Source organism: Puia sp. P3 (assembly GCF_050632245.1).
GTDB lineage: Bacteria > Bacteroidota > Bacteroidia > Chitinophagales > Chitinophagaceae > Puia.
In genome coordinates, this window is record NZ_CP192583.1 from 5625962 (window position 1) to 5650424 (window position 24463).

Annotated in this window: 29 protein-coding genes and 4 pseudogenes; 7 read left to right on the forward strand and 26 right to left on the reverse strand. The window is 54.6% G+C overall.

Translation table 11 applies throughout. The annotated features are described in order from the left end of the window. Window positions 1–9 precede the first annotated feature (9 nt). Together ACQ86N_RS35490 and ACQ86N_RS35495 are read left to right on the forward strand one after the other, a co-directional pair. Entirely contained in the window at window positions 10–831 is an 822-nt protein-coding gene (locus ACQ86N_RS35490) for a N5-glutamine methyltransferase family protein (RefSeq protein ID WP_431211180.1), read from the forward strand. A 118-nt stretch (window positions 832–949) separates the two neighbouring features. Then, a complete protein-coding gene (locus tag ACQ86N_RS35495) occupies window positions 950–2305 on the forward strand; it encodes a carbohydrate porin (protein WP_431211181.1) in 1356 nt (451 codons plus the stop codon). Between the two features lie 64 nt (window positions 2306–2369). Here the strand turns inward: ACQ86N_RS35495 and ACQ86N_RS35500 are convergent, their stop codons facing one another. From ACQ86N_RS35500 to ACQ86N_RS35510, 3 genes are all read right to left on the reverse strand, one after another. After that, the gene (locus ACQ86N_RS35500; protein ID WP_431211182.1) at window positions 2370–2774 is read right to left on the reverse strand and encodes an ExbD/TolR family protein; all 405 of its coding nucleotides are present in this window, start codon (window positions 2772–2774) and stop codon (window positions 2370–2372) included. Next, a complete protein-coding gene (locus ACQ86N_RS35505) occupies window positions 2771–3376 on the reverse strand; it encodes a MotA/TolQ/ExbB proton channel family protein (protein WP_431211183.1) in 606 nt (201 codons plus the stop codon). The genes ACQ86N_RS35500 and ACQ86N_RS35505 overlap by 4 nt, the downstream gene beginning before the upstream one ends. A gap of 317 nt (window positions 3377–3693) precedes the next feature. Next, window positions 3694–4629: an SPFH domain-containing protein gene (locus ACQ86N_RS35510; RefSeq protein WP_431211184.1), complete on the reverse strand. Its 936-nt coding sequence runs from the start codon at window positions 4627–4629 to the stop codon at window positions 3694–3696. A 47-nt stretch (window positions 4630–4676) separates the two neighbouring features. Between ACQ86N_RS35510 and ACQ86N_RS35515 the strand changes: the two are divergent. Beyond that, window positions 4677–5670, forward strand: a pseudogene (locus ACQ86N_RS35515) (YpdA family putative bacillithiol disulfide reductase). Here ACQ86N_RS35515 and pepT read toward each other — a convergent pair. Next, on the reverse strand, window positions 5630–6529 hold the full coding sequence (pepT, locus tag ACQ86N_RS35520; protein WP_431217718.1) for a peptidase T: 900 nt from the start codon (window positions 6527–6529) through the stop codon (window positions 5630–5632). The pseudogene ACQ86N_RS35515 and the gene pepT sit on opposite strands and share 41 nt — an antisense overlap. Next, window positions 6418–6876 carry a hypothetical protein gene (locus ACQ86N_RS35525; protein WP_431211185.1) on the reverse strand — a complete coding sequence of 153 codons (459 nt, stop codon included), beginning with the start codon at window positions 6874–6876 and terminating at the stop codon, window positions 6418–6420. Before ACQ86N_RS35525 ends, pepT begins: the two co-directional genes overlap by 112 nt. Before the next feature lie 67 nt (window positions 6877–6943). Between ACQ86N_RS35525 and ACQ86N_RS35530 the strand changes: the two genes are divergently transcribed. After that, the gene (locus ACQ86N_RS35530; protein ID WP_431211186.1) at window positions 6944–8065 is read left to right on the forward strand and encodes a lysostaphin resistance A-like protein; all 1122 of its coding nucleotides are present in this window, start codon (window positions 6944–6946) and stop codon (window positions 8063–8065) included. Here the strand turns inward: ACQ86N_RS35530 and ACQ86N_RS35535 are convergent. Next, window positions 8055–8510, reverse strand: a complete 456-nt coding sequence (locus ACQ86N_RS35535) for an FKBP-type peptidyl-prolyl cis-trans isomerase (protein ID WP_431211187.1) — start codon at window positions 8508–8510, stop codon at window positions 8055–8057. The two genes, ACQ86N_RS35530 and ACQ86N_RS35535, sit on opposite strands and share 11 nt — an antisense overlap. A 71-nt stretch (window positions 8511–8581) precedes the next feature. Here ACQ86N_RS35535 and ACQ86N_RS35540 point away from each other — a divergent pair, with 71 nt between their 5' ends. The 3 genes and pseudogenes from ACQ86N_RS35540 (at window position 8582) to ACQ86N_RS35550 (ending at window position 10894) form a co-directional block, all read left to right on the forward strand. After that, on the forward strand, window positions 8582–9922 hold the full coding sequence (locus ACQ86N_RS35540) for an exo-beta-N-acetylmuramidase NamZ family protein (RefSeq protein ID WP_431211188.1): 1341 nt from the start codon (window positions 8582–8584) through the stop codon (window positions 9920–9922). A gap of 26 nt (window positions 9923–9948) precedes the next feature. Then, a complete protein-coding gene (locus tag ACQ86N_RS35545; RefSeq protein WP_431211189.1) occupies window positions 9949–10554 on the forward strand; it encodes a methionyl-tRNA formyltransferase in 606 nt (201 codons plus the stop codon). Between the two features lie 71 nt (window positions 10555–10625). Continuing rightward, window positions 10626–10894 (forward strand): annotated as a pseudogene (locus tag ACQ86N_RS35550) (hypothetical protein). Here the strand turns inward: ACQ86N_RS35550 and ACQ86N_RS35555 are convergent. The 20 genes and pseudogenes from ACQ86N_RS35555 to ACQ86N_RS35650 form a co-directional block, all read right to left on the reverse strand. Then, window positions 10884–11315 carry a hypothetical protein gene (locus ACQ86N_RS35555; protein WP_431211190.1) on the reverse strand — a complete coding sequence of 144 codons (432 nt, stop codon included), beginning with the start codon at window positions 11313–11315 and terminating at the stop codon, window positions 10884–10886. The pseudogene ACQ86N_RS35550 and the gene ACQ86N_RS35555 sit on opposite strands and share 11 nt — an antisense overlap. Beyond that, window positions 11264–12019, reverse strand: coding sequence for a LysM peptidoglycan-binding domain-containing protein (locus tag ACQ86N_RS35560; protein ID WP_431211191.1), 756 nt, complete (start codon window positions 12017–12019; stop codon window positions 11264–11266). Before ACQ86N_RS35560 ends, ACQ86N_RS35555 begins: the two co-directional genes overlap by 52 nt. 247 nt (window positions 12020–12266) lie before the next feature. Next, a complete protein-coding gene (locus tag ACQ86N_RS35565) occupies window positions 12267–12635 on the reverse strand; it encodes a methyltransferase RsmF C-terminal domain-like protein (protein ID WP_431211192.1) in 369 nt (122 codons plus the stop codon). A gap of 45 nt (window positions 12636–12680) precedes the next feature. Further along, window positions 12681–13492: pseudogene (locus tag ACQ86N_RS35570) on the reverse strand (hypothetical protein). Between the two features lie 392 nt (window positions 13493–13884). Then, window positions 13885–14070: a hypothetical protein gene (locus tag ACQ86N_RS35575; RefSeq protein ID WP_431211193.1), complete on the reverse strand. Its 186-nt coding sequence runs from the start codon at window positions 14068–14070 to the stop codon at window positions 13885–13887. A gap of 3 nt (window positions 14071–14073) precedes the next feature. Then, window positions 14074–15614, reverse strand: a pseudogene (locus tag ACQ86N_RS35580) (NAD(P)(+) transhydrogenase (Re/Si-specific) subunit beta). Between the two features lie 4 nt (window positions 15615–15618). Next, complete coding sequence (locus tag ACQ86N_RS35585; protein WP_431211194.1) at window positions 15619–15927, reverse strand: NAD(P) transhydrogenase subunit alpha; 309 nt, start codon at window positions 15925–15927, stop codon at window positions 15619–15621. Continuing rightward, window positions 15924–16133, reverse strand: a complete 210-nt coding sequence (locus tag ACQ86N_RS35590; protein WP_431211195.1) for a hypothetical protein — start codon at window positions 16131–16133, stop codon at window positions 15924–15926. Before ACQ86N_RS35590 ends, ACQ86N_RS35585 begins: the two co-directional genes overlap by 4 nt. Window positions 16134–16155: 22 nt before the next feature. Then, window positions 16156–17040, reverse strand: coding sequence for an NAD(P)(+) transhydrogenase (Re/Si-specific) subunit alpha (locus ACQ86N_RS35595; protein WP_431211196.1), 885 nt, complete (start codon window positions 17038–17040; stop codon window positions 16156–16158). A gap of 45 nt (window positions 17041–17085) precedes the next feature. Then, window positions 17086–17865 (reverse strand): DUF4249 family protein, encoded by a 780-nt coding sequence (locus tag ACQ86N_RS35600; protein WP_431211197.1) that lies wholly within the window; start codon window positions 17863–17865, stop codon window positions 17086–17088. Between the two features lie 2 nt (window positions 17866–17867). Beyond that, window positions 17868–19505 (reverse strand): TonB-dependent receptor plug domain-containing protein, encoded by a 1638-nt coding sequence (locus tag ACQ86N_RS35605; protein WP_431211198.1) that lies wholly within the window; start codon window positions 19503–19505, stop codon window positions 17868–17870. 11 nt (window positions 19506–19516) lie between these two features. Continuing rightward, complete coding sequence (locus ACQ86N_RS35610; RefSeq protein ID WP_431211199.1) at window positions 19517–19774, reverse strand: TonB-dependent receptor plug domain-containing protein; 258 nt, start codon at window positions 19772–19774, stop codon at window positions 19517–19519. After that, window positions 19747–20178, reverse strand: a complete 432-nt coding sequence (locus tag ACQ86N_RS35615; protein WP_431211200.1) for a carboxypeptidase-like regulatory domain-containing protein — start codon at window positions 20176–20178, stop codon at window positions 19747–19749. Before ACQ86N_RS35615 ends, ACQ86N_RS35610 begins: the two co-directional genes overlap by 28 nt. Before the next feature lie 6 nt (window positions 20179–20184). After that, entirely contained in the window at window positions 20185–20883 is a 699-nt protein-coding gene (locus ACQ86N_RS35620) for a hypothetical protein (protein ID WP_431211201.1), read from the reverse strand. Window positions 20884–21207: 324 nt separating this feature from the next. Next, window positions 21208–21852 carry a hypothetical protein gene (locus ACQ86N_RS35625; protein WP_431211202.1) on the reverse strand — a complete coding sequence of 215 codons (645 nt, stop codon included), beginning with the start codon at window positions 21850–21852 and terminating at the stop codon, window positions 21208–21210. After that, entirely contained in the window at window positions 21810–22445 is a 636-nt protein-coding gene (locus ACQ86N_RS35630) for a hypothetical protein (protein ID WP_431211203.1), read from the reverse strand. The genes ACQ86N_RS35625 and ACQ86N_RS35630 overlap by 43 nt, the downstream gene beginning before the upstream one ends. A gap of 124 nt (window positions 22446–22569) precedes the next feature. Beyond that, window positions 22570–22797, reverse strand: a complete 228-nt coding sequence (locus ACQ86N_RS35635) for a hypothetical protein (RefSeq protein ID WP_431211204.1) — start codon at window positions 22795–22797, stop codon at window positions 22570–22572. A gap of 37 nt (window positions 22798–22834) precedes the next feature. Next, a complete protein-coding gene (locus tag ACQ86N_RS35640) occupies window positions 22835–23194 on the reverse strand; it encodes a FecR domain-containing protein (RefSeq protein ID WP_431211205.1) in 360 nt (119 codons plus the stop codon). Then, entirely contained in the window at window positions 23176–23826 is a 651-nt protein-coding gene (locus tag ACQ86N_RS35645; protein WP_431211206.1) for a FecR domain-containing protein, read from the reverse strand. Before ACQ86N_RS35645 ends, ACQ86N_RS35640 begins: the two co-directional genes overlap by 19 nt. Next, a complete protein-coding gene (locus ACQ86N_RS35650) occupies window positions 23823–24425 on the reverse strand; it encodes an RNA polymerase sigma-70 factor (RefSeq protein ID WP_431211207.1) in 603 nt (200 codons plus the stop codon). Before ACQ86N_RS35650 ends, ACQ86N_RS35645 begins: the two co-directional genes overlap by 4 nt. Between the last annotated feature and the right edge of the window lie 38 nt (window positions 24426–24463).

A 24463-nucleotide genomic window follows, 5' to 3' on the forward strand; every position in this document is an offset into this window, starting at 1 on the left:
TTTTTACGGATGGATTGGCTACAGGCCCAGAAATCGCTCACCACTCAATTGCTCCCCCTCTACGGAGACCGCGAAGCCGCCATCATCACTGACTGGGTGCTCGAAAACCTCTCCGGATGGAAAAAGATCGACCGAATCCTCCACCGGTCCGAACCCCTGCCAGACCAAACCCTCTCCACGCTGCGTCGCTATTCCCAGGAGCTCCTGACCCATCGCCCCGTCCAGTACGTCCTCAACGAGGCCTGGTTCGCCGGAATGAAACTCTATGTGGACGAAAACGTCCTGATCCCCCGCCCCGAAACCGAAGAACTGGTGGATTGGGTACTTGAGTCCATTCCGCCTGCGCCAGGCATCGGCACTATTCCGGCCGGCGCCCCCACCATCCTCGACGTCGGCACCGGCAGCGGCTGCATCCCCATCACCCCGGCCAAACGTCTCCCCACCGCGCAGATCCACGCCTGCGACCTCAGCACCAAAGCACTCGAAGTCGCCCGCCGCAACGCCAATAGCCAAAACACCCCCATCAACTTCCACCACCTGGACTTCCTGAACCCCGGATCATGGAACGACCTCCCCACCATCACCTGCCTCGTCAGCAATCCCCCTACATCCCCCTCAACGAAAAGTCGCAGATGGCGACCCACGTCACGGAATTTGAACCCGGCCCGGCCCTGTTCGTTCCAGACAACGACGCCCTTCTCTTTTACCGCGCCATCAGCCAATTCGCCGTCCGGCAAATGCCACGCAGCAGCCAGGTCTTCGTCGAGACCCACGAAGAAATGGGCGAACAGGTCCTCGGCCTCTTCCGCTCTGCCGGCCTTAGCAACCTAATGCTACGCAAGGACCTGCAGGGAAAAGACCGCATGGTAAAAGCAACGACGTAACATTAATATATTTTAAAACCTTCAGCCGGAAGGCTAGTTTTGCGCAACTTTTATTCCAAGGAACAATGCGTAGGACCCAACTATTTCTGCTCACCGCACTCTCGTTCGCCTTATCCCGATCCTCTTCGGCACAGTCGTCATCCCCCTCCAAATCCGACGCTCTCTTAAAAGATTCAGGCTGGTCCTATCATTTCCAGTTCACCGGCATCGTCCAGTGGCACCCCACCTTCCCGGCCCCCTACGCCGGCCAGAACAGCATGACCAACCAGCAGGAACGCGCCTTTTCCGTCACAGCCACTGCCTATCTCGGCAGAAAACTCTGGCACGGAGCCGCCCTCTACTTCAACCCGGAAATGGCCGGCGGCAAAGGCGTCGGCAGCACCCTCGGAATAGCAGGGTTCCCCAACGGCGAGACCTTCCGCATCGGCAACCCCGAACCTACGGTATACGTAGCCCGCATCTTCTTCCGCCAGCACTTCGACCTGGACAAACAGCACTACGAAGACCTCGACGACGACGCCAACCAGGTAAAAGAAAGAGTCTCCACTTCCCGTATCACCCTGTCCGCGGGAAAATTCTCCGTCGGCGACTTCTTCGACAACAGCAACGTCAGCCACGACCCCCGCATGGACTTCATGAACTGGGCCTTTATGAATAATGGAGCCTACGACTACGCCGCCAATACCCGCGGTTACACCTACGGCGTCGTGGCCGAGCTCGTCAAACCCGGCTGGACCCTGCGCCTCGGCACCGCCCTCGAGCCAACCTACGCCAACGGACCCGAACTAGACTGGCACTACGGTAACACCAGCAGCGAAAACATCGAATTTGAAAAACGCTATACCATTCACGGCTATAAAGGCGCCGTCCGCCTCCTCGGCTTCTACAACATAAACAAAGCCCCACACTACCGGGACGTCATCAATGACAAAATTAGCGGCGCAGATACCTCCCTCGACGTACTGATAGGCAAATCCTATGGCAACAAGAAGCCGGGACTGGGTATCAACGCAGAACAGGAACTCAGCCACTCCGCCAGCGCCTTCCTCCGCCTGGGCTGGAACAACGGCAAAACCGCCTCCTGGGCCTTCGCCGAAATAGACAACACCATCAGCGGCGGCATCCGCGTCTATGGCAACAGCTGGCACCGCCCCTCCGACAACTTCGGCGTAGCCCTGCTGAGCAACGGCATATCCAAAGACCACCGCGATTTTCTGGCAATTGGCGGCTACGGCTTCATGATAGGAGATGGAAAACTGCCCAACTACGGGCGCGAAGCCACAGCCGAACTATTTTATGAAGTGAAACTTTTTAACAACCTCTGGGCGACCGCAGACTATCAGTTCGTCAACCACCCGGCCTACAACAAAGACCGCGGGCCCATCAACTTATTCGCGGGAAGAATACACATAGAATTTTAACCATCACCCGCACCCGGATACCCCAACGATTCACAACCCCGGCCGGCCGTTCCCGGCAACACCCCTACTGCACCCCGTTCTTGTCCACGGCCAGCACCGTCCTCGCCCCCAGCTCGCGCGCGACCCGCATCACCGCCACCACATCGTCGACAGGCACCGACTTGTCCGCATTGATAACTATCGAAGGCTGATCCGTCTCCTTCGCGAGGAACGGCTGCAACCTCGCCTTCAGCTCTTCGATCGTCACCTTCGTCGTCCCCACATAGAACTGCTTATTGGCATCGATCGATACCACTACCGTCTGCTTGGCCTTCGTATCACTCTTTGACTTGGGCTGGGAAAGCTTCACCACGTTAGGGTTCGCCAGCGTACTTACAATGAGGAAGAACAGCAGCAGAATGAACAGGATATCATTCAGCGGTCCCGTATGCACTTCCGCCTCTTCTCTATGACGATTTCTTAGATTCATCGGGCCTCCTCCTGTAAAATATCGATGAAATCAGCACTCGCAGCCTCCATCCGGTTAGTCGCCTTGTCGATCTGGCTGATCAGGAACCGGTAGCCCACATAGGCGATGATCCCGATAATAAGCCCCGATGCCGAAGAGATCATCTTGACATAGATACCCCCCGCAATATTCGAGATACTATATTCTCCCGTACTGGCAATGCTATAGAACAGTTCGAACATCCCCGCAATGGTCCCTAGGAACCCGAACAGCGGCGCAATATACCCGATCACCGAAAGGATCGCCAGATTCCGCTCCATCTTGTACAACTCCAGCTTGCCCACATTCTCCATGCTCCGCTCGATCGCCTCGATCGGCTTGCCCACCCGCTGAATACCCTTGTCCACCATACGCGCCGTCGCAGTAGGCGTATTCTTCGAAACACTGCGCGCCGCCGAAATATTACCGGATATGATATGGTCCCGGATAATATTCATGAAATTGTCGTCCAGCTTCGCAGCTTTCTTGATGGCAATATACCGTTCGAAGAACACGAAGATCGCAATGACCAGCAGTATAGCCAGCGGGATCATCAGCGGCCCCCCTTGATGAGGATATCCCACAAATTCTCCTTTTGCTGAGCCGCCGTCATAGCCACCCGCGCAAGGCTGTCCTTGATCTTTGCCGAATCCAGTATTACCTGCAGAAAAAAAGAGTCATTCCGGTATCTGTTTTTAATTTATGAGGCGGGCCCTTCGGGACCCGATGGATAAAAATAAGACTTAACCCCTATAACGGCCCCCTCCCACTTCTATTTTTTAACAAAATGCTAAAATTGTGCCGCTTCTGCAATCACATGCAGCGGCCAGCCCCACCCCTCCACCGGCTCGTCCCCACTACCCCCACAGCCAGTCTCCACCCCTCCACCGACCTCGGCCAGCTATTGCCCGTTGGCCTGCCTCACCATCAGCGACTGTATCTGCTTCATCGTCTTATCCATCCCCTCACTGCTCCCGTCGAGAAAAATGATATTCCCCTTCCCCGCCTCGGCAAAATTCTTTATCGCCTCCGTCCACATGCTGAAAAGGATCACATTCGTATCCAGATTGGCCCGCTTCATCTCCTCCGCCGCCTCGCTCATCCCATGCGCCACCTCCTGACGGAACAACGCAACACCCTGCCCCCGCAGCCTCGCCGCTTCCTTCTCCGCCTCAGCCGAGATCTTTATCGCATTCCCCTCGGCCTCCGCCGACTTCGTCTTCGTGATCAGCAAAGCCTGCCCCTCATTCTCCGCGGCCGCCTTCAGGTTATTACTCGCCACCACCCTGCTCATCGATTCGATAATGGCCTTGTCGAACGTAATATCGTTGATCTGAAGGTCCATCAGATGATACCCCCAGTCCTCCAGCGAATGATCGATCTGCTCCTTCACGAACTCCACTATCTCCTTACGCAGACCCAGTATCTCCGCCTGCTTCTTCGTCGCTACAAAGCTGCGGATACTTCCCTCGATCGTCCTCGTCAGAGCCTGCATCAGATCCCTGTCGCTGATGAACTTAAAGGCAACCCTCTTGATCGTCTCCTCATCCGCATTCTGCACCGCATACAACAGCATGCTTTTGAAATAAACATTCGCCTGATCCGCCGTCACCGCCTGGAACTCCAGCTCCACACTCCGGTTCTGGATCGATATCTTTTTATAGACCGCCTCGAGGAAAGGTAGTTTAAAATTCAACCCCGGACGCAGGATCCGCCGGTATTTGCCGAACATCGTGACTACGTATATATAGCCCTGGTTTACACTGACCGCACAGCTGAAGACAATGGCCACGGCTATCAGCGCAACAATAATATAAAAAACATTAACGGTATCCATGGTAAGAGTTTTGTGCGTGAATGTACATAAATTTGTGAGCAAGTAATATGTTAAACAACTACAATCTCGTCATCATCGGCGGCGGCCCCATCGGCATCGCCTGCGCCCTCGAAGCGCAAAAGGCCGGCCTCGGCTACATCGTCCTCGAAAAAGGCTGCCTGGTCAACTCCCTCTACAACTACCCCGCGAACATGACCTTCTTCTCGACCTCCGAACGCATCGAGATAGGCGGCGTACCCTTCGTCAGCAACAACGTGAAGCCCAACCGCAGCGAAGCACTGGAATACTATCGCCGCGTAGCCGTCTCCAACCACCTGCACATCCGCCTGCAGGAAGGCGTACAACAGATAAGACCCATCGGCGACGGATTCGAGATCATCTCCGACCACCGGACCTATACCGCCACCTATGTCATCATCGCCACCGGCTTCTACGATATCCCCGTCCTGCTCGGCGTCCCCGGCGAATCACTTCCAAAAGTCACCCACTACTATAAAGAACCCCAGCTTTTACGCCATGCAGAAAGTGATCGTCATAGGAGCCAGCAACTCCGCCGTCGACGCAGCCCTCGAAACATGGCGGAAAGGCGCGGACGTGACCATGGTCATCCGGGGAGAAGGCATCGGTCCCCGCGTCAAATACTGGGTCAAACCGGACATAGAGAACCGTATCAAAGAAGGCAGCATAAAGGCATACACCCACTCCTCCATAGCCGCCATCCGACCAGACGAGGTGGATATACTAACCCCCGACGGAATAGTAACCATCCCTAACGACTACGTGATCGCGCTCACAGGCTACCAGCCCAACTTCGACTTCCTCCGGAGTACCGGCATCCGGTTATCCGACGACAGCCGCCTCCAGCCTTTCTACGACCCCGCAACGATGGAAACCAATATAAAGAACCTCTTCCTTGCAGGCGTCGTCTGCGGTGGCATGAACACCCATATCTGGTTCATCGAAAACTCCAGGATTCACGCGGAAATGATCATGCGCAGGATCAGCTCTTCTCTTCCCAAATCATCGAAAGATGCACAATAGTCTCCACCGACTTCTGCATATCCTGTATGCTTACGTATTCATGCTTTCCATGAAATGCCATTTCTCCCGTAAATAAATTGGGGCACGGCAGGCCCATAAAGGACAGCCGCGAACCATCCGTCCCGCCCCTCGCACTGCTCTTGCGAACCGCAACCCCAGCCCGCACAATCGCCTCCTCCGCATAGGCGCTCACCTGCGGATGAAGATCCAGCACTTCCTTCATATTGCGGTACTGCTCCTTCACCACCACTTCCGCCGCCGCGCCCGGAAACTTCTTCAAAGCCTCCTGCACCTTGTCCCGCAATATCTCCTCATATGCCTCCACCCGGAAAGTGAAAAAATCCCGCACGATAAATTCCACAACCGCCTTCTCCACCAATCCCGATATCCGGACCGGATGAACGAAACCATAGGGACCCTCCGTGGTTTCCGGCGACCATTCATCCTTTGGCAGCAGCTCGACAAAATAAGACGCCACCTTTATCGCATTGACCAGCTTGTCCTTCCCATACCCCGGATGCGCACTCTTCCCATAAAACGTGACCGTCATCCCATCCGCGGAAAAGGTCTCGTCTTCCAGCGAACCCCGCTCACCCGCATCCAGCGTATAGCCGAAATCGGCCCCGAGTTTTTGCATGTCCAGTTTGTCCACGCCCCTGCCGATCTCTTCATCAGGAGTGAACAATATCCGGATCTTCCCGTGCTTCAGCTCGGGATGACCCACAAAAAAATGAACCATATCCATTATCACGGCAACCCCCGCCTTATCGTCGGCCCCCAAAAGGGTCGTACCACTCGCGGTGATGACGTCGTCCCCCACCCGCGACGCCAGATACGGATGCTCCGCCGGAGAGATGATCTGACCGGGGTCATCCGGCAGAACGATATCCCCCCGTTATACGCATGATGAACGATCGGCTTCACTCCGGTACCACTACTGTCGGAAGAAGTATCCATATGCGCGCAGTAACAGATCACAGGAACCGGTTTGTCCGTATTGGCCGGGAGTGTGGCATACACATATCCAAATTCGTCCATATCTGCATCGGACAAACCCGCCGCCTGCAGCTCCTGCACCAGCAGCCGGCCCAGGTCCTTCTGCTTTTCGGTGGAAGGATACGTGGTCGACTGGGGATCACTCTGGGTATCGATCTGAACATACCGTAGGAATCTTTCCGCCACGGTAAAAGAGTAGTTTTCAAACATGATTCGTATATTTAGTACTGTCCGAACAGGTCACGGTCTGGTTTGGACCAAACGAATATACCCAACTATGTCCGATCAGGTTATAAAAAATCCGGTACTCCCGCAAGGCTGGCTGCGGGTGCTTCTGTTTGGCTGTGGCTTCTTTCTGCTCACCCTGCTGCTTGCCGCCACGGCCCTGATGACGATCACGGGAACTACCCTCCGGCAACTGGAGACAAATCCCCTGCCCACGATCTCCGGCCTGCTGACGGGCAGCTACCTATGGCTGATGGTCTTGCTTGAATTGGTCATCTCCCTCGTCTGCGTCGCCGTTTTCCGGCAGTTCGTGGATCGCCGCAGCTTTATGAGCCTGGGATGGCCCCTGATGGGATATATCAACGAGGCGCTGACCGGTCTCCTGATGGGACCAGGCCTGATGGGTCTGACCGCAGTGCTGCTATTGCTCAGCGGACACCTCGAATGGACCGATATCGTCTTCGACCCCTCTTCATTTTTCGTCTCCTTCGGACTGATGGTCTTCATCGCCTTCAGCGAAGAACTCGTGTTCCGCGGTTACATCCTCGGCAACCTGCTGGACAGCTTTTCCAACAAATGGATCGCCCTGGGCATCTCCGCCTTCCTTTTCGCCTGCTTTCACCTCACTAACCCGGGCATGCATACCCTTGCCTTCGCCAACCTGTTCCTGGCCGGCCTCCTGCTCGGGATAAACTATATTTTTACAAGAAATCTCTGGTTCTCCTTCCTCTTTCACCTCACCCGGAATTTCTTCCAGGGCCCAATACTCGGTTTCCGGGTCAGCGGCCTGAACCTGCCCTCCGTTCTACAGGCCGATCCCAAAGGCGACCTTTTCCTGACAGGCGGGGACTTCGGACTGGAAGGCTCCATCCTCAATACCGCCGTGTCCCTGATCAGCCTGCTGGTCCCGGCACGGGCCTTCGAGAAAAATACAACTCCCACACCCCGACCCATATCCCACCGGCAAAACCCAGCGCAGCCTGACCCGCCTCGGCAGCGGTTCACACCCCTAACCAATGGTTCATACGTCCACCTCACCTGCAGTTCACATCCCCACCCAACGGTTCACGCGACCACCCGGCTAGCGTTAAACCTTACTGCGGTTCACACCCCAACCAATGGTTCACACCGCGTCAGGCGGTTCACAGCCCATCCAATAAAATTTAAGGCATAATTATCCGTGAAGGAGTATTGATCTCAACCAGTTCGAGATCAAAAATAAGATCTTCACCAGCCAGCTGATGATTGGCATCCAGCACCACAGCATCCGGCCTAACCTCTACGATGGTTACCGGCATCTGCTGCCCCGCGCCATTGTTCATGGCCAGCTGCATCCCTACCTCAGGCTTGATATTCGGAGGAAAACGATCTATCGGAAACTCGATGATCGCCTGAGGGTCCCTCGGTCCATAGGCATCTTCCACCGGGATCTCAATGGTCTTCTTCTGGCCAACGGTCATACCGAGAACACCATCATCAAATCCCTTTATTACCATACCGCCGCCCACTTCGAACTCCAGCGGACTACGTCCTTCAGAGCTATCAAATGTTGTCCCATCGGTCAGACGTCCGTGATAATGAACTTTTACGGTATCTCCAACTTTTACTTCTTGTGCCATATGTTTTACATTTAAAGTCCCGGGCAAGGGACATGGCTGCAAGGTAGGATTAAATAATTAAATTGCGGCCTATGCGAATCATATCTCTTTGCCTCGTATCGCTTTCTCTGCAATTTGTGCGCCCCGCTACATGCAGCGCCACCAGCCCCGCCGACGCGGCCATCACCACTCCGACGACAACCGTCACCACCAGCCCCATCCAGACCGGTGCCGATCAGATGAACCTCTATCTTCACCTCCTCAGGGGAAAGAACGTCGCCATCTTCGCCAACGCAACCTCCGTTATCGGCAACACCCACCTCGTAGATACACTCCTGAAAAGAGGTATCCGTGTAGTAAAAATATTCTCCCCCGAACACGGTTTCCGCGGTGAGGCAGACGCCGGCGCCAAAGTCGGCAACCAGCAGGATCCCTCCACCGGCATCCCCATCATCTCCCTCTATGGCACAAAGAATAAACCATCTCCCTCCGACCTCGAAGGCGTAGACATCCTGGTGTTCGACATCCAGGACGTCGGCGTCCGCTTCTACACATACATATCATCGATGCAAAAATATCTGGAAGCAGCCATCGAAAACCACCGCACCCTCATCATCCTCGACCGCCCCAACCCCAACGGCTTCTACGTCGACGGCCCCATACTGGATACAAAATACCGGTCCTTCGTCGGCATGCAGCCCATACCCGTCGTCTACGGCATGACCATCGGCGAATACGCCAAAATGCTCCTCGGCGAAAAATGGCTCTCCCCCTCCGACTCTATAACCGTGGCCACCGCGAAAACCGCCGCGGCCACGGCGCCTACCACCACAGCCGCCACCAACAACCCAACCACCACCATACCCGCAACCACTCCCGGCTCATCAACCACCTATACCTCATCCATCAAAAACACCGCCACCGGAGACTTCCGCCTGATCGTCATCCCCTGCAGGAACTACACACACAAAAGCAGATATACTCTACCGGTAAAACCTTCCCCCAACCTCCCCAATATGCAGTCCGTATACCTGTACGCCTCCCTCTGCCTCTTCGAAGGGACCCCCGTCAGCCTGGGCCGCGGCACCACCAAACCCTTCCAGCAATTCGGAAACCCCTCCTTCCCCTCCACCGGCTACAGCTTCACGCCCCAAAGCCTCCCCGGCGCAACAAGTCCGCCACAACTCGGCAAGACCTGCAACGGCTACGACCTCAGCCAGGGCGACGCGGAAAAAGCTACCGGCAACCGGTGGACGCTAAAATGGGTGCTCGAAGCCTACCGCCTCTTCCCGGACAAAGACTCCTTTTTCCTGCACAACGGCGGCGGCTTCGACCGCCTCGCCGGCGGCCCCACCCTCCGCCAGCAGATAAAAGAAGGACTCAGCGAAGACGCCATCCGCAAGACCTCGGGAACCCGCACTCTCCAACTTTAAAGCAATCAGAAAAAAATATTTACTCTATGCCGACTAGTCCACGTATCATCTTCATGGGCACACCCGAGTTCGCCGTTGCCTCACTCGACGCCATCCTCAAAGCCGGCTACAACGTCATCGCCGTCATCACCGCACCCGACAAACCCGCCGGCCGCGGCATGCAGCTCACCGAAAGCGCCGTAAAAAAATACGCGAAAGAAAAAGGACTGCCCATCCTGCAGCCCGAAAAATTAAAAGACCCGACATTCCAGGAAGAACTTCGCGCCCTCAAAGCCGACCTCCAGATCGTCGTCGCCTTCCGCATGCTTCCCGAATCCGTCTGGTCCATGCCCCCCATGGGCACCGTCAACCTCCACGGGTCCCTGCTCCCCCAATACCGCGGCGCAGCACCCATCAACTGGGCCGTGATCAACGGCGAGACTGTCACCGGCGTCACGACCTTCCAGCTGCAACACGCCATCGACACCGGAAACATCCTCCTCCAGGACCGCTTCCCCATCGCCCCCGACGCAACAGCAGGCGACGTCCACGATATCATGAAAGAGGTCGGCGCCCGCCTCCTCGTCACCACCATCGCCGGACTCTCCACAGGCTCACTGAAAGCCTCCCCCAGCAGGACAGCACCGACCTGAAACACGCTCCCAAAATATTTACAGAAACCTGCCTCATCGACTGGAACAAACCCATCGAAGACATCTACAATCTGATCAGAGGCCTCTCCCCCTTCCCCGCCGCCTTCACACACCTCGACGGTAAGATCCTCAAGATCTATCACTCCGAAAAAGAAAAAAGACTCCCGGCATTCAGCCAGGAGCCTATGAAACAGATCAAAAATCATATCTGAGATTCGCCGCCTCCGACGGCTATATCCGCGTCACCGATATCCAGCTCGAAGGCAAAAAAAGAATGAGGATCGAAGACTTCCTCCGGGGATTCCGCCAAAACCCCGCCAACCCGTCCCCTAATAACTGACCGACACACTGAACCGGCCTTCCCCTTCACCCAGCTCGGACGCAGCAGCATTGCTGATCCGGATGGACAGACCCGCGCTCTCCTTCATATCAGGCAGCGCACCCAGCACCTTTGCATAAACACTCTTCCCAGTATTACCATCACTCACCTTCACGATCGTCCCGACAGAAATATTATTCATCAGCGCATAGTATTTCCCGTCCTGCCAGCCGCTGGTACTCTTGAAGGTACCGGCCACCCCGGACGCAGACTTACCGGATTCGTTAAATTCTCCCTTGAAAACACCCCCGTTATGATTCGACGCCGTCCCCCCGCCAGACCCCATCCCTCCACCGGAAGTCGTCCCTCCACCCGGGGCCGTCGCCACCTTCACAGACTCTGCCGACCCACCACCCGATGCGGGCTTAGCCGTCGCCGCCACATCTCCCCCTTCACCGACGCCCCCGTCCCCTCATTCGCCTTCGTCGTCTTCACTACACCCCCATCACTCCCCTTCGTCTTCCCCACCGTCCCTTCACTACCCTTTGTCTTCCCTGCCGCCGGACTAACCGGAGCCACAACCGCCGAATCCACCTCATTCTTCGCCGCAGCAACATTCCCATCTTTCGATCCACCCCCGTCCTTCGATCCTCCCCCATCTTTCGATCCAACCCCGTCCTTCGATCCACCACCAGCAGCCGGAGCCGAAACACCACCAGCCACCACGGATCCCGTCACACCACCTGGCTTCGCCAGGGCCGACAACGCCGTCTTCACCCTCAAATATCCCACCACCAGATGCATACCCGAATGCACCTGGTCCTTATTTATACTATTCCATTTCTCAAGATTCGGGATCGGCACCTTATTATGATTCACACTGATCCTGTACATCCATTCCTTCTCCTGGACCACATGATACACCGGTACCAGCGTCTCTCCCGTCCCCTTCTGTCCATTCTGTGAAAAATTAACAGTCGTCAGCGGGACCTCCAGCGTCTGACCGACGACCAGCGGCTGAGTCAGCGCCAACTTATTGTACGTAGTAAGTTCCTTAGGCGTGATATTATAAAGCCTGCCTACACTATACCAATTCTCTTTCGCAACAACGATATGCTCCAGGTGCAGATTCCCGGTCTGGCCCAATACAAGTAATTCATTCGACTGGGCCCCGACAGGCTTAACAAAAAAACAACTGATCATTAAAAGTACGGCAACAGGACATCGCATAGTGATATTTTTTTAAAGTCCACTTCAGGACAAAGATGCAATATTTTCCGTGAAGGTCAAATCTACCCTCCTTCTCTGCCCGATCCACCATCCACCCCGCGGTCACCCCACCCTTCTTCCCCCAGTCGATCCACCATCAACCAGCGGTCAATCCCCCCAACCCTTATCTCTTCAAAATCCTCCACTCCTTCGGATAATAATTATTCGACCTCCTCGGCAAAACCTTTATCCACCCCAAATTCAACCCCTCATACGCCACCAGCGTCCAACCCAGCGGGCTGTCCCCCGGAGCAATCTCCTCCTTCCTCAGATATACCAACGATTCCTCCTTCGTCAGAGACAGCACCGGCAACGACGGACTCACCACCACACTCACCGCCAGATCATGTTCCGGGATAAGCTCCTTCGCCGACAACGCCCCCAGCGGCACCCCCGCCCGCTTCAGATACAAGGCCGACTGTAGTATCGGCAAAGAAGCCACCACCGGCTCCGCCAGGGCATTGATCTGCTCCTGATGGCGAAAAACACCCATCCCCCTCACGAACCCATGGCCTTATACGCTGATCTTCCTGTTTCGTCACCCGCTCCGGCGACGCCAGCTTCCTCGGCGCCACATAGTCACCTCCATCCCTCTTCCGGACAGCAGCAAGAAAAATCCCTCACCTGCCAGCCGGTCCGGCCAGCAACGGTAACCATAACTATCGCCAACACCAGTCTCGACGATATTCCACTCCCCCGGCACCTCCAGCCGGCAACCCTCCGCATCCATCCCCTCCATCACCCAAGTCAAAATATCTTCATCCTCCTCCCGCGAATACGAGCAGGTCGAATAGATCAAAATTCCATCCTGCCGCAAGGCCGGCCACACATCAGACAATATCCTCTGCTGACGCGACTGGCAAAGCCGCACACTGTCCGGACTCCATTCCCCGATCGCCTCCGGCTCCCTCCTGAACAATCCGCTCCCGCTGCACGGCGCATCGACAACTATAACATCGAAAAAATCCTCCAGCCTCCGGAAATCCTGCGGGTCGTTGCTCGTGATCACCGTATTCGCCACCCCCATTTTACCATATTCTCCTGCAGGATATGTACACGCCCACGGATCACCTCATTGCTCACCAGCAGACTATCCGCACTCAACAACGACTGTATCAGCGTAGACTTCCCGCCGGGAGCCGCACACAGGTCCAATACCCGCAACGGCCGCGAAAGATCGACGGTCTGCCTCAACGCCTGCTCAAGGAACATACTCGACGCCTCCTGCACATAATAAGCCCCCGCATGTAACAAAGGATCGAGAGTAAAAGACGGCCGCTCTGGAAGATAATAGCCGTTCGAAGACCACGGCACTCCGCGACGCGCCGTCCGCAAAGGCAGCCGGCGCACTACTTAGCTTCTGCGGATTGACCCGAATAGAAGTCACCTGCCGCCCCGCGGCATGTACCGCTATGAACGCCTCCGCGTCAAATCCGGGAAGCCCCTCTAATGAAGAAATCAACTCTGTAGGTAAATTCACGATCGCCAAAGATACCCAATTCCCCGGCTCCATCAACTCCCCGGCCCCATCAACTCCCCGGCCCCATCCCCCGCGAGCCCCCATCAATTCCCCCCGGATCATCCAGTAAATTCTCCGACCCGCCGCCCCGATCCACAACCTCTTCTGCCGGCCGCCCCAAAATCTTTATCAGCACCTTCACAAAAAGGCATGCGCCGCCAGCGTCATAGCCCAATAAATGTACATATACATCGTATCGATATTCCTCACCCACAGCCGGGACTCAAACGGCCCGGCCCCCGCCCTCACAAAAATCACCACAGAACTCCGCAACACCGGCAACCCCAGCCAGGATCAAAAGACCCGGATTATACGTCATCCGCGTTACCCTGAACAAAAAATAGGCGCCAAACAGCGCCCCGGTAACCAGCGTCAGACAAAAAGCCCCCACAAAAGGTCTTTGCATCATAAATTACAGATTCTTGATCGCGGCATTCAGCTCCTGCAGCACCTTCTTTGCATCTCCAAACAACATCGCCGTCTTCGGCCGGAAGAACAGCTCATTCTCGATGCCGGCATAACCCGGCTTCATACTTCTTTTGTTTACGATACAAGTCTTGGCGAGCTCCACGTCCAGGATAGGCATCCCATAGATCGGAGAGGAAGGGTCGGTACGCGCCGCCGGATTCACCACATCATTGGCGCCGAGCACGATCACCACATCGGTAGTGGGAAATTCAGCATTGGCCTGCTCCAGTTCCAGCAGCTTGTCATAGCTGACATCAGCCTCCGCCAGCAATACATTCATATGCCCAGGCATCCTCCCCGCCACCGGATGGATCGCATACTTCACCTCCACACCCTTTTCGCCAAGCAGTTTCTCCAGCTCATGACAGGCATGCTGCGCCTGTGCCACCGCCAGCCCATAGCCCGGCACGATCATCACCTTATGCGCATAGTTCATCAGCAACGCGGCATCCGACACGCTGATCTCCCGGTACGCCCCCTGCTCCTTGGGCCCACCGCCGGACGCCGCCGCCTTCGAACCAAACGATCCTATCAATACATTCCTCAAACTCCTGTTCATCGCCCTGCACATCATGATCGTCAGCAGCGTACCCGCCGCACCCACCAGTATCCCGCCCGTCAGCATCGCCTTATTATCGTACAAAAATCCGCCGCAGGCCGCCGCCACCCCGGTAAAGGAGTTCAGCAACGAAATAACCACCGGCATATCCGCCCCTCCTATCGGAAGAACGAATAATACCCCATACACCAGCGCCAGACCAAAAACTAAATAAAACAACAACCGCGCCCTCTCCAAATCAGGCCCCTCGAACACGAACCTCCCTTCAAGCACATTCTTCAAACTATCCGCTTTGACCGTCGGCGTCACCATTACATAATGATAAACAAATCCCGCGACCACAATTATCAGCCCCAGCAGCAACAGATTGATCCAGTGCTGCCGTTTAAAAGCATAGTCCTTTATCCGTCCGTTCAGCTTGCCCCAGGCTATCACACTCCCCGCAAAAGACACAGACCCGATCAGCAAACCCGCTAAAATGATCAGCAACTCTCCCCGGGCTTCCGCAAACGGTCCATAGACATCCCCATCACCCTGCGCCGACAATGGAGGATAGGCCGTCCACCCCGTCGGACTGTGCAACAACCGGCCAAACTCCACTATCGAGATCAGCGCCGCACACGCTCCCCCATCCCATTGAACAAACTCACCATCTCCGGCATCGCCGTCATCTTCACCTTGCGCGCCACCAGCACCCCCACCACACCACCAATGACCAACCCCCCAAATATCCAGACATGATTCCCCAGCCTCCTCCCGTCTTCCCCTCTGTACAAAAAGATCGTCCCCGCGATCGCCAGCAACATTCCACCCGCCGCGATCCAATTCCCCTTCCTCGCCGTCGCAGGATTCGACAACAACTTCAATCCGAGAATGAACGTCACGGATGCCAGTAAATAAATAATGGTAAGTATCTCTCCTCCCATAAAACTATTTTCTCTTCTTGAACATCTCCAGCATCCTGTCCGTCACGACAAATCCGCCTACCACATTCAAAGTCCCAAGCACCACCGCCAGAAAACCCAGCCCCAGCGCAATATAATTGTCATCCTCCGCCCTCCCCATCACTATGATCGCCCCGATGATAACCACCCCGTGAATTGCATTGGCCCTGCTCATCAGCGGCGTATGCAGCACCGCTGGCACACGACCGATCACCTCGATCCCCAGAAAAACCATCAGCACCACGATATAGATCATTTGCTGATGCACGCTCACCCAATCTAAAATATGACTCATACGGCCCAATTTTTAACCTTCTCATTCACCACCTCTCCCCCATGCGTAACACAACACCCCTTTACAAGATCATCCGCCATATTCAGCTTCAGCTTACCCTCTTTATCCATGATCAACTCCAGAAAATTCAACACATTCTTCCCGTATAATTTACTCGCATCATACGGCATCGCCGCGGCCAATGCCGAATTTCCCACGATCGTCACCCCATCCCGGACTACCGTCTCATTATCCCCTGGTCAGCGCCGTATTCCCACCCGTTGCCGACGCCATGTCTATGATCACCGAACCAGACCGCATCGTCTCGATCATCGCTTCTGTCACCAGCACCGGCGCCCGACGGCCAGGTATCTGCGCCGTAGTAATGACCACATCGGCCCGGGCAACGCTCTCAGCGATCCGGTCCTGCTGCCGCGCCGCAAACACCGCCGACTGCTCTACCGCATAACCGCCCGCCCCCGTCGCATCCGCAGCCCCATCCACCTCGATGAACTTGCCCCCCAGACTCATTACTTCCTCCTTCACCGCCGGCCGCGTATCGAATACCTCCACAACCGCCCCCAGCCTCCTCGCCGTGGCAATAGCCTGCAGACCGGCCACACCGGCTCCCAGCACCAGCACTTTCGCGGGAGGAATACTACCCGCCGCTGTCATGAACATTGGAAAATATCGGGGAAACAGACCCGCGGCCAGTAACACCGCCTTATAACCCGCGATATTGGCCTGCGAACTCAACACATCCATCGACTGAGCCCGCGTCGTCCGCGGTAGCATATCGAGACTCAGACTGGTAATGCCCCCACGGGCCCAATCCGCCATCAGCGCGGCATTCCACAACGGTTGAAATACGCCGACCGCCACCTTATCCCGTAAAGTAATAGGAATATCCTCAGCATGTATCCCAAGCACCACATCGGCCGAAGCCAGCAACTCCTCCCTCGTCCTGATCTGCACACCAACACCTGTATACGCCGCGTCCGGACAGTAGGCCTTCACGCCCGCACCAGACTGCACCCAAACTTCTATGTTACGCTTCACCAGAACCGCCGCACCCTCTGCGAGCAACGAAACTCTGGATTCAAATGTTGGTTCACTGAGTACGCCGACGATCATAGTAGAGGGTTAGTTATACCCTTTAAGATACGCATTATTTCCTACTTAACAAGAATCGATTTCGTCTGGGAAGTATGCGCACTGAAATACCCCAGCGCGCCACCCGAAATATTGGTCACCGGATTGGCAGCCAGCGTCCCCCTCACCCAAAGAAGACTGGTCCACACTGAACCAATACTTGTACATGGCCTTATCGATACACTGCATCTCCACATCCACCTTATCATTGACGTGCAGCGTACTGTCCGGATCCGGCCGCAGCAGGGAGAAACTGCTGGTCTTCCCGTCGGTATAGTCGTCGTTCTGATAGAAAAGATTCTTATCCAGCACCCCATTGATCGTCTCGTTGAACAGATAGGAATTCCCCTGACCCTTCGGATCCGTGAACACCGGAACCACCGCCTTCACCATCTTGGAGAAATTGTATACGTCGACGATATAGAGGCTGTCCAGGTTCACCCGGTGCGGCATCGTAGAACTCGCCGTATAACCCGTACCACCCACCACAACACTGAGAGAATATGTCCTTCCCTCCACACCCTGCAGCACCGAACCCTGATAGACACCCGGCTCCACCTCCTTTAAGACCTCGGTATTTCCCGCGTCATCCCGAACACTGACGCTGGCCCCGCTCACCCCCTGAAATACCCAATCCGCATTCACTTCCCCCGTCTTCCCTACCGTCACCCGGTACGGCCCCGGCAGATTGGTAATATTTCCCTCAATCACATACTTCCCCGAATCTTTCTTCAATTTCAGGTCGATCACTTTCTGACACCCAGCCAAAAATACAAACCCAAAAACGACTAATATTTTGTATCGCATTGTTAAAATTTAAAATTGTAGGAAATAAAAGGCACCGCGCTGAACAAGGTGGTCTGAACCGCCTCCGTCTTATTCGGGTCATTTTTGTTGTCCCGGAAAGTGATTATAAACGCATTGTTACGGGCATAGGCATTATAGACCCCAAAGGCCAGCTCCGAAGAAAACCGCCTGCTCTGCTTCAGTTGAACGGTTGCGCTCAGATCAAGTCTGTGGTAAGCAGGCATCCGGTAACCATTGCGCTGAGAATAATAATAGACCGTCCTTCCGTCAACCTTATACTTACCGCTCGGTAAGCTCACCGCGTTCCCCGTATTATATACCCAGTTCGCGGACAGACTCCACTTCCTGTTCCACTGGTACATCCCTACGACGGACACATCATGGGTTCTGTCCTGGAACGCATTATACCACCGATCGTCGTTGATACCGTCGATCTTCTTCTCCGTCTTCGACAAGGTATACCCGATCCAACCCGTCAGTTTCCCCGTCTTCTTCCTCAGCAGCCACTCGACGCCATACGCACGCCCCTTGCCATACAGCAGCTCGGTCTCGATGGTTCCATTGCTCAGCACGTTGGCCCCATCCCGGTAGTCTATCTGATTCAGCAATGCCTTATAGTAGGTCTCGACGGTCACCTCATACTTGTCGTCCTGGAGATTCTTATAAAAACCCAGCGATACCTGATGCGACCGCTCCGGCCGGATCATATTGTTGCTCAGCACCCACCTGTCAGTCGGCAACCCGGCACCGCCCGAAGATACCAGGTGCATATTCTGCGTATTCCCGGCATACGCTGCCTTTACCGATGTATTCGCACCCAACTGATAGCTCACCGCCGCACGGAATTCGGGATTGACATAGGTCTTCAGTATCTGCCCGCTACCGTTATGCACGGTGTCCAAAACCTTTCCATCGGTGTTGACGCTGACAAAATCTCCCTTCCCTACCGCGCTGAACACCTCCAGCCTTCCCCCATAGGTGAAATTCAGCCGGTCGGAAACTTTCCAGTCATTGCTCAGATAGACCGCATTCTCCAGCCCATACCGCTTTTGCCAGGCAGAATCATTGACACCACTGTTACCATCCGATTTTAACACCGCCGGTATCATATAATGATAGATCGAATTGAATCCAAACCTCAACGTATTCCTCGGGTTGAGATAAAGCTGCATCTCTTCCTTCAGATTCAGATCCCTCAGCTCCGACTTGACGGTAAAATCACCGCTGTTGTCGTTGAACCGGAGCTTGTAATTGTAGTCGCTGTAGATCAGCGAAGTATTAGAGAACAGACGCGGCCCGAAAACGTGATTCCACCTCATGGTCGCCGTCGCATTCCCCCAGTTCATTCCAAACACATCCGCGCTCGATAGATTGTCCCGGCCAAAATACCCGGAAATATACAGCCTGTCCTGACTGCCCAGTTTAAAGTTTACCTTTCCATTAAGATCATAAAAATACAGGCTGTTCTTGTTTTTCGTAGAATCCCCCGACAACTTCAGGAACTGATCGACATAGGTCCTCCTCGCCGTCAGCAAAAATGACGACTCGTCCTTCTGAATAGGTCCCTCCACATTGATCTTGGCCGATATCAGCCCGATACCACCGGTGACATGGAAGCCCTGGTTGTTCCCCTCGTTCATCCGCACGTCGACTACCGAAGAAAGCCTTCCCCGTACTGCGCCGGCATATTTCCTTTATAGAGGGTAACATCCTTGATGGCGTCGGAATTGAACGTCGAGAAAAATCCCAGCAGATGGGAGGCGTTATAAACCGGCGCCTCATCCAGCAGTATCAGATTCTGGTCTGTGCCCCCACCCCGTACACTGAGCCCGCTATTGCCCTCCGCGACGGACTTCACGCCCGGCAGCAGTTGCAGGGTCTTCAGCACATCCTTTTCTCCAAACAGCACAGGCACGCTTTTGATCTCGTTAGTGCTGATATGCTCCACCCCCATCTGCGTTCCCCGGATACTCCTGCCCCGGCCCGTCGCAGTAACAACCACATTCTGCAACTCCCCTGTTCCTCAAGAAGTGTCACCAGTTGGATATTTTCTTTCAGATCGACCTCCACCGTCTGCATCTGCCTGCCGGCAGAAGAAATCTGCAGCGTGTACTTCCCTTCAGGCAGCGTCAGCGAATAATAACCGTAGTCATTGGTCGTTACTCCGGTACGCTGCCCAGACACGATCACCGTCGCCCGGATAATGCTCTCACCAGTATTCTTCGCCTTCACCGACCCGCTGATGGTGTGCTTCACCTGCGCCTGCAGACCCAAAGCCCCAAATAACAAAACAATGGACAATAATAACTTCATACTACTTTATTTGTTGGTTAGTGAAATAGTGATACCTCCCGTGGCCCCGAAGAATAAGCCATAGTAATTGTGGGTATTCCTGTCGCTCCAGGCGAAATGGTCGACGATACCCTCACCCTGTCCGTTCCTGGCATGGAGATAATTGAAGGATGGCCCCGCAAACAGTTCTACGCGATGCGAGACGCGATAGACGGGCAGCACCCTGAACGAAGACTTCATCCAGTCGCCCGCTTTGAAATCGGTCAGACCGATATTCACAATTTCCAGATTCAGCCGGAATCTTTCCGTGGTCACCACGTGCGCGCCAAACCCCGCCTCCCAGGCAGCCAGACTACGGACGCCCTTGTGATTATACCCAAAACCTACGATACCATACAGTTTCTTGCCTCCGCTGCGGAAACTGGCCAGAGTGGTCAGCGTTTCATCAGTGCTAACTCCCGCGCTCATCTCCCCGTTGCGGACGATATTGATCAGCGCCACCGGATAGTCGCTGCTGTCCGCGATATTGATAAACCCCGCGACCTGAACGCCTTTCACCCTGCGGGCAATATTCATGAACCCGGCCACCTGCGTATGCACATCGGCCGCCTTGTTGAGAAACCCTGCCGTCTGTACACCGGCATTGTGCTTATTGACATTCTCGAACCCCGCGACCTGCACTCCTTTGGATGAACCAAACACGAGGTTCCCAAAACCGCCAACCATCGCCCCCTGGCAGAACCGACAACCACATTCCCAAAACCGGCCACCATCACTCCCCGCGCGGAATCGAGTACCACGCTTCCAAATCCCGCGACGCACACCCCGGTCTCGGCATAGGAGACACCACCAATCGCATTAAGAGATAGAGAATTCGTCCGACTCTTTGCTTCGGGACCGTTCGTACTTATCGGATATACAAGACCGATATTAATATGTTTTCTGGCTGTATCCTGTGCCCTGACATTTGACAGCGCGAACAGCGCAATGATCTGGAGTAAAAAAATTTCGCTTTCATATAGGGATAGACACCCTACACAAAAACGACCCCTATCTCCCGTCAAAAAAATTTACGCCGATCGTCCAACCAAACCACGCCACCGCATTGCCGGGATCGAACGTGTGGTAACCCGCCCTCGGTAATATCATCTTATACCCGTCGGGAGCGAGAGCCTTCGTCGGAGCGGTTATAGAAATGGCAGGCCCCGCATATATGGAGAATCCTTTCATCCCATTCCACCGCAGCATCGCCTGCAGCCTGGATACACCGGGCAGTTCCCGCCCATGACCCACTATAAAACTCGAGAACACGTACTCGGTATTTAGCGCAAAGCTCCGCCCCAGCCCCAGCTCGTTCCCGAGACCTATCCCATAGCCATATGCGCGTTCGTCATTCGAGAAGTCAGCACCCGCCTGGACAATGGTATACATCTTCCTTGTACCGGACTTGTAGGCGACATTTATCGGTAGCATTTCATTACTGAAAACCGAGAACTCGTGTATCCCGTTCTTTACGATATTCACAAGCCCGATCGTGAACCCCGAACAGCTGTCCGCAATATTGACTACCCCCACCTGCACACCCTTCACCTTTCTGGCTTTATTGAGTATCCCCGACACCTGTACACCGCTAACGTCTCCCTTCGCCTCGTTCACAATACCCGCCAACTGTACCCCTTCGACGCTGCCCCACACCTGGTTGCTGATCCCCCCGCCTGCACCCCATACAGAGAGTCGAGGTCTTCATTATGGATACCCGCCAGCTGTACTCCCGACACATTTCCCCCAACCAGATTGGCGATCCCCGATGCCTGAACCCCTCGTACTTCCCCCTTGTCGAAATTGGCGATCCCCGCCAGCTCCACTCCTTTCATACCGGCCGAATAACCCGCAATCAGGTTAAGGGATAACTTATTCACCACCTGTCCGCTCATCTTTCCGTGCGTACCCAGACCTGGGATCAGCGACATCTGTACCGGCTTATTGGCAAAGAAATCTCCAAGATTCAGACTCTGCACGATCTGTTTCGAAGACAGGAACAGCTTCCCCACCCAGGTCTTCTCCACCTTATTCGTAACGACAAAAGGCGTCAGATCTGACACCTTCTCCCGCGCGATCGGCACCGTGACCTGCTGGTCATAACCCGGTCGCAAAAAGATGACCGTATCGCGATAGAACTGCTTGCTGATCACCAGCTCTGCATGGGCATACTTGTTATCCCTCAGGCGTAGCCGGAAAAAGCCATTGATATCCGTTAAAGTGGATACCAATTGGCCGCTCTCGTACACGCTTACATTGCCTACCTTTTCCTGCGTCGAGTCGTCTTTAATATAACCGCTGATAGTATATTGCCTGACGGGAGGTGCGTTGGTTCGGGGAAGGATGATGACGTATTTACCGCTCTCCGTAAATTCATACCCACTTGCCCAGGAGCTGCTCCAATATCTGGAGTACAGGCTTGCCCGCCGCATCTACGTTCACAAGACTATCTCCACTGAGTATTTTGGTATTATAGGAGAAGGTGAACCCACCCTTCCGGCTGATCTCTTTCAGCGCCTGAGACAGCGCCTTTTGATGAATGGATACGGATATCTCCTTTTTGAGCTGCCCCTGCGCCTGCGCGCGAACACCAGATAGCAAAAGTACACTCCCCCGATAAATAAGTAAGAATAAGGTTTCATTTCAATATATATTCCTTTTCGCTTGGATGCTCCACCCTGCTGCCCGGGAACGTTACCCTGATAATATCCAGTATCTCTTCCGGCGACCTGTCGACAAAGCTCGTCGTCACCTGCTTGTTTCCAAGGCTCTCATTCCTGATTACGATATGTACGGGATAAACTTCATTCAGTTTCTCCACCAGCCTCCACAACGGAGTACCATTGCACTCAAAAACATGCGTCCGGTAATAATCGTATAAATGATCCTGGTTCGGCCCCATTACCGGCTCACCATTGGCTGACGCGACCAATTTTTCATGAGCACGAACCCTCCATACCTTGCCGCCCTTACGAACCTCTACCAGCCCCGTCTCCACAATAACCTCCGTCTTCCCCCTGAATTTTTCACGTTGAACGAAGTCCCAAGCACCGTGATCGTCATCCCATTGGTACGTACAACAAAAGGTTTTTCCTTATCCCGTGCCACCGCAAAGAACGCCTCCCCTTCCATATCTATCCCCCTGTCAACACCCGCAAAATCTTTTATATACCGTATCGAAGATTGTTTATTCAGCGTGACCAAAGACCCTTCCGGCAGAGTATCCAGCAATACCTGTCCCCCCGAGCTGACCGCCAGATACTGCACCGGCCGGCCGCCGTAAAAGAACCACCCGCCCACGGCTATAAAGAGTATTGCAGCCGCCGCCACCAGCCACCGATAACTTCTCCGCGGCTTCATCTCCACCATAGGCGCCTCCCCTTCATCCACCAGTGATCGCTCTCCATCCTTCACCCTGCGCCTGAAACTATCCCACGCCACCTCCTCATCTACCTCACTCTTCACCGCCAGATTCCTGCTCTCTTCCCAAATCCGCCGGAAGTCCTGAAAATACCGCTCATTTGCGGCGCTTTCCGCCCTCCAGCCCTGGACATGCCGCAGCTCCTCCCCGGTGGATTCCCCGAGGACCACCTTCGCCAGGAGATCATCTATGTTATTTTTTTCTATCATAATATCATCACTAAAAAGTCAGCAAGCTTCAATCGTAGCAGCTTCAACGCCTTCCCCATCTGGTTCTCTATCGTCTTCACGGATAGCCCCAGCTTATCCGCGATCTCCCTGTACTTAAGGTCTTCGAACCGGCTCAGCTGAAAGATCGTCCTGCACTGCTCCGGCAATTCCTGCAGGGCCGTCTCCAGCCTCTTCTCCAGTTCCCCAAACACGACCTTCTCGGCCGGCTTCTCCTGTTCGTTTTGTTTATGTTGACGCATAGCATGAGATTGATACGCGGCCCTCACTCTCCGGTGCCGCAGGTAATTAAGACTTTCATTGTGTACCGCCCTGTACAAATAAACAGCGGGATTTTCCCTGATATTGATCTCCTCCCTCTTCTCCCAAAGTTTTAAAAAGATGTTTTGGACGATCTCCTCGGCCGGCGCAGAATCCCTTATGATGGTACAGGCATAGGCGTGCAGACCCTTGAAGTGCGACTTAAAGACCTGTTCAAAAAAAGCTTCTACCCCTTGGTTTCCAGCTCCTTCCAACGATAAAATGCCAAGACTGTTTGTCATCATCAATAGTATGACACGGTGAGAAACCCTTACCCCCATCCAAAAACAAAAATTTTTTCCTCCTCCCCAATATCCGC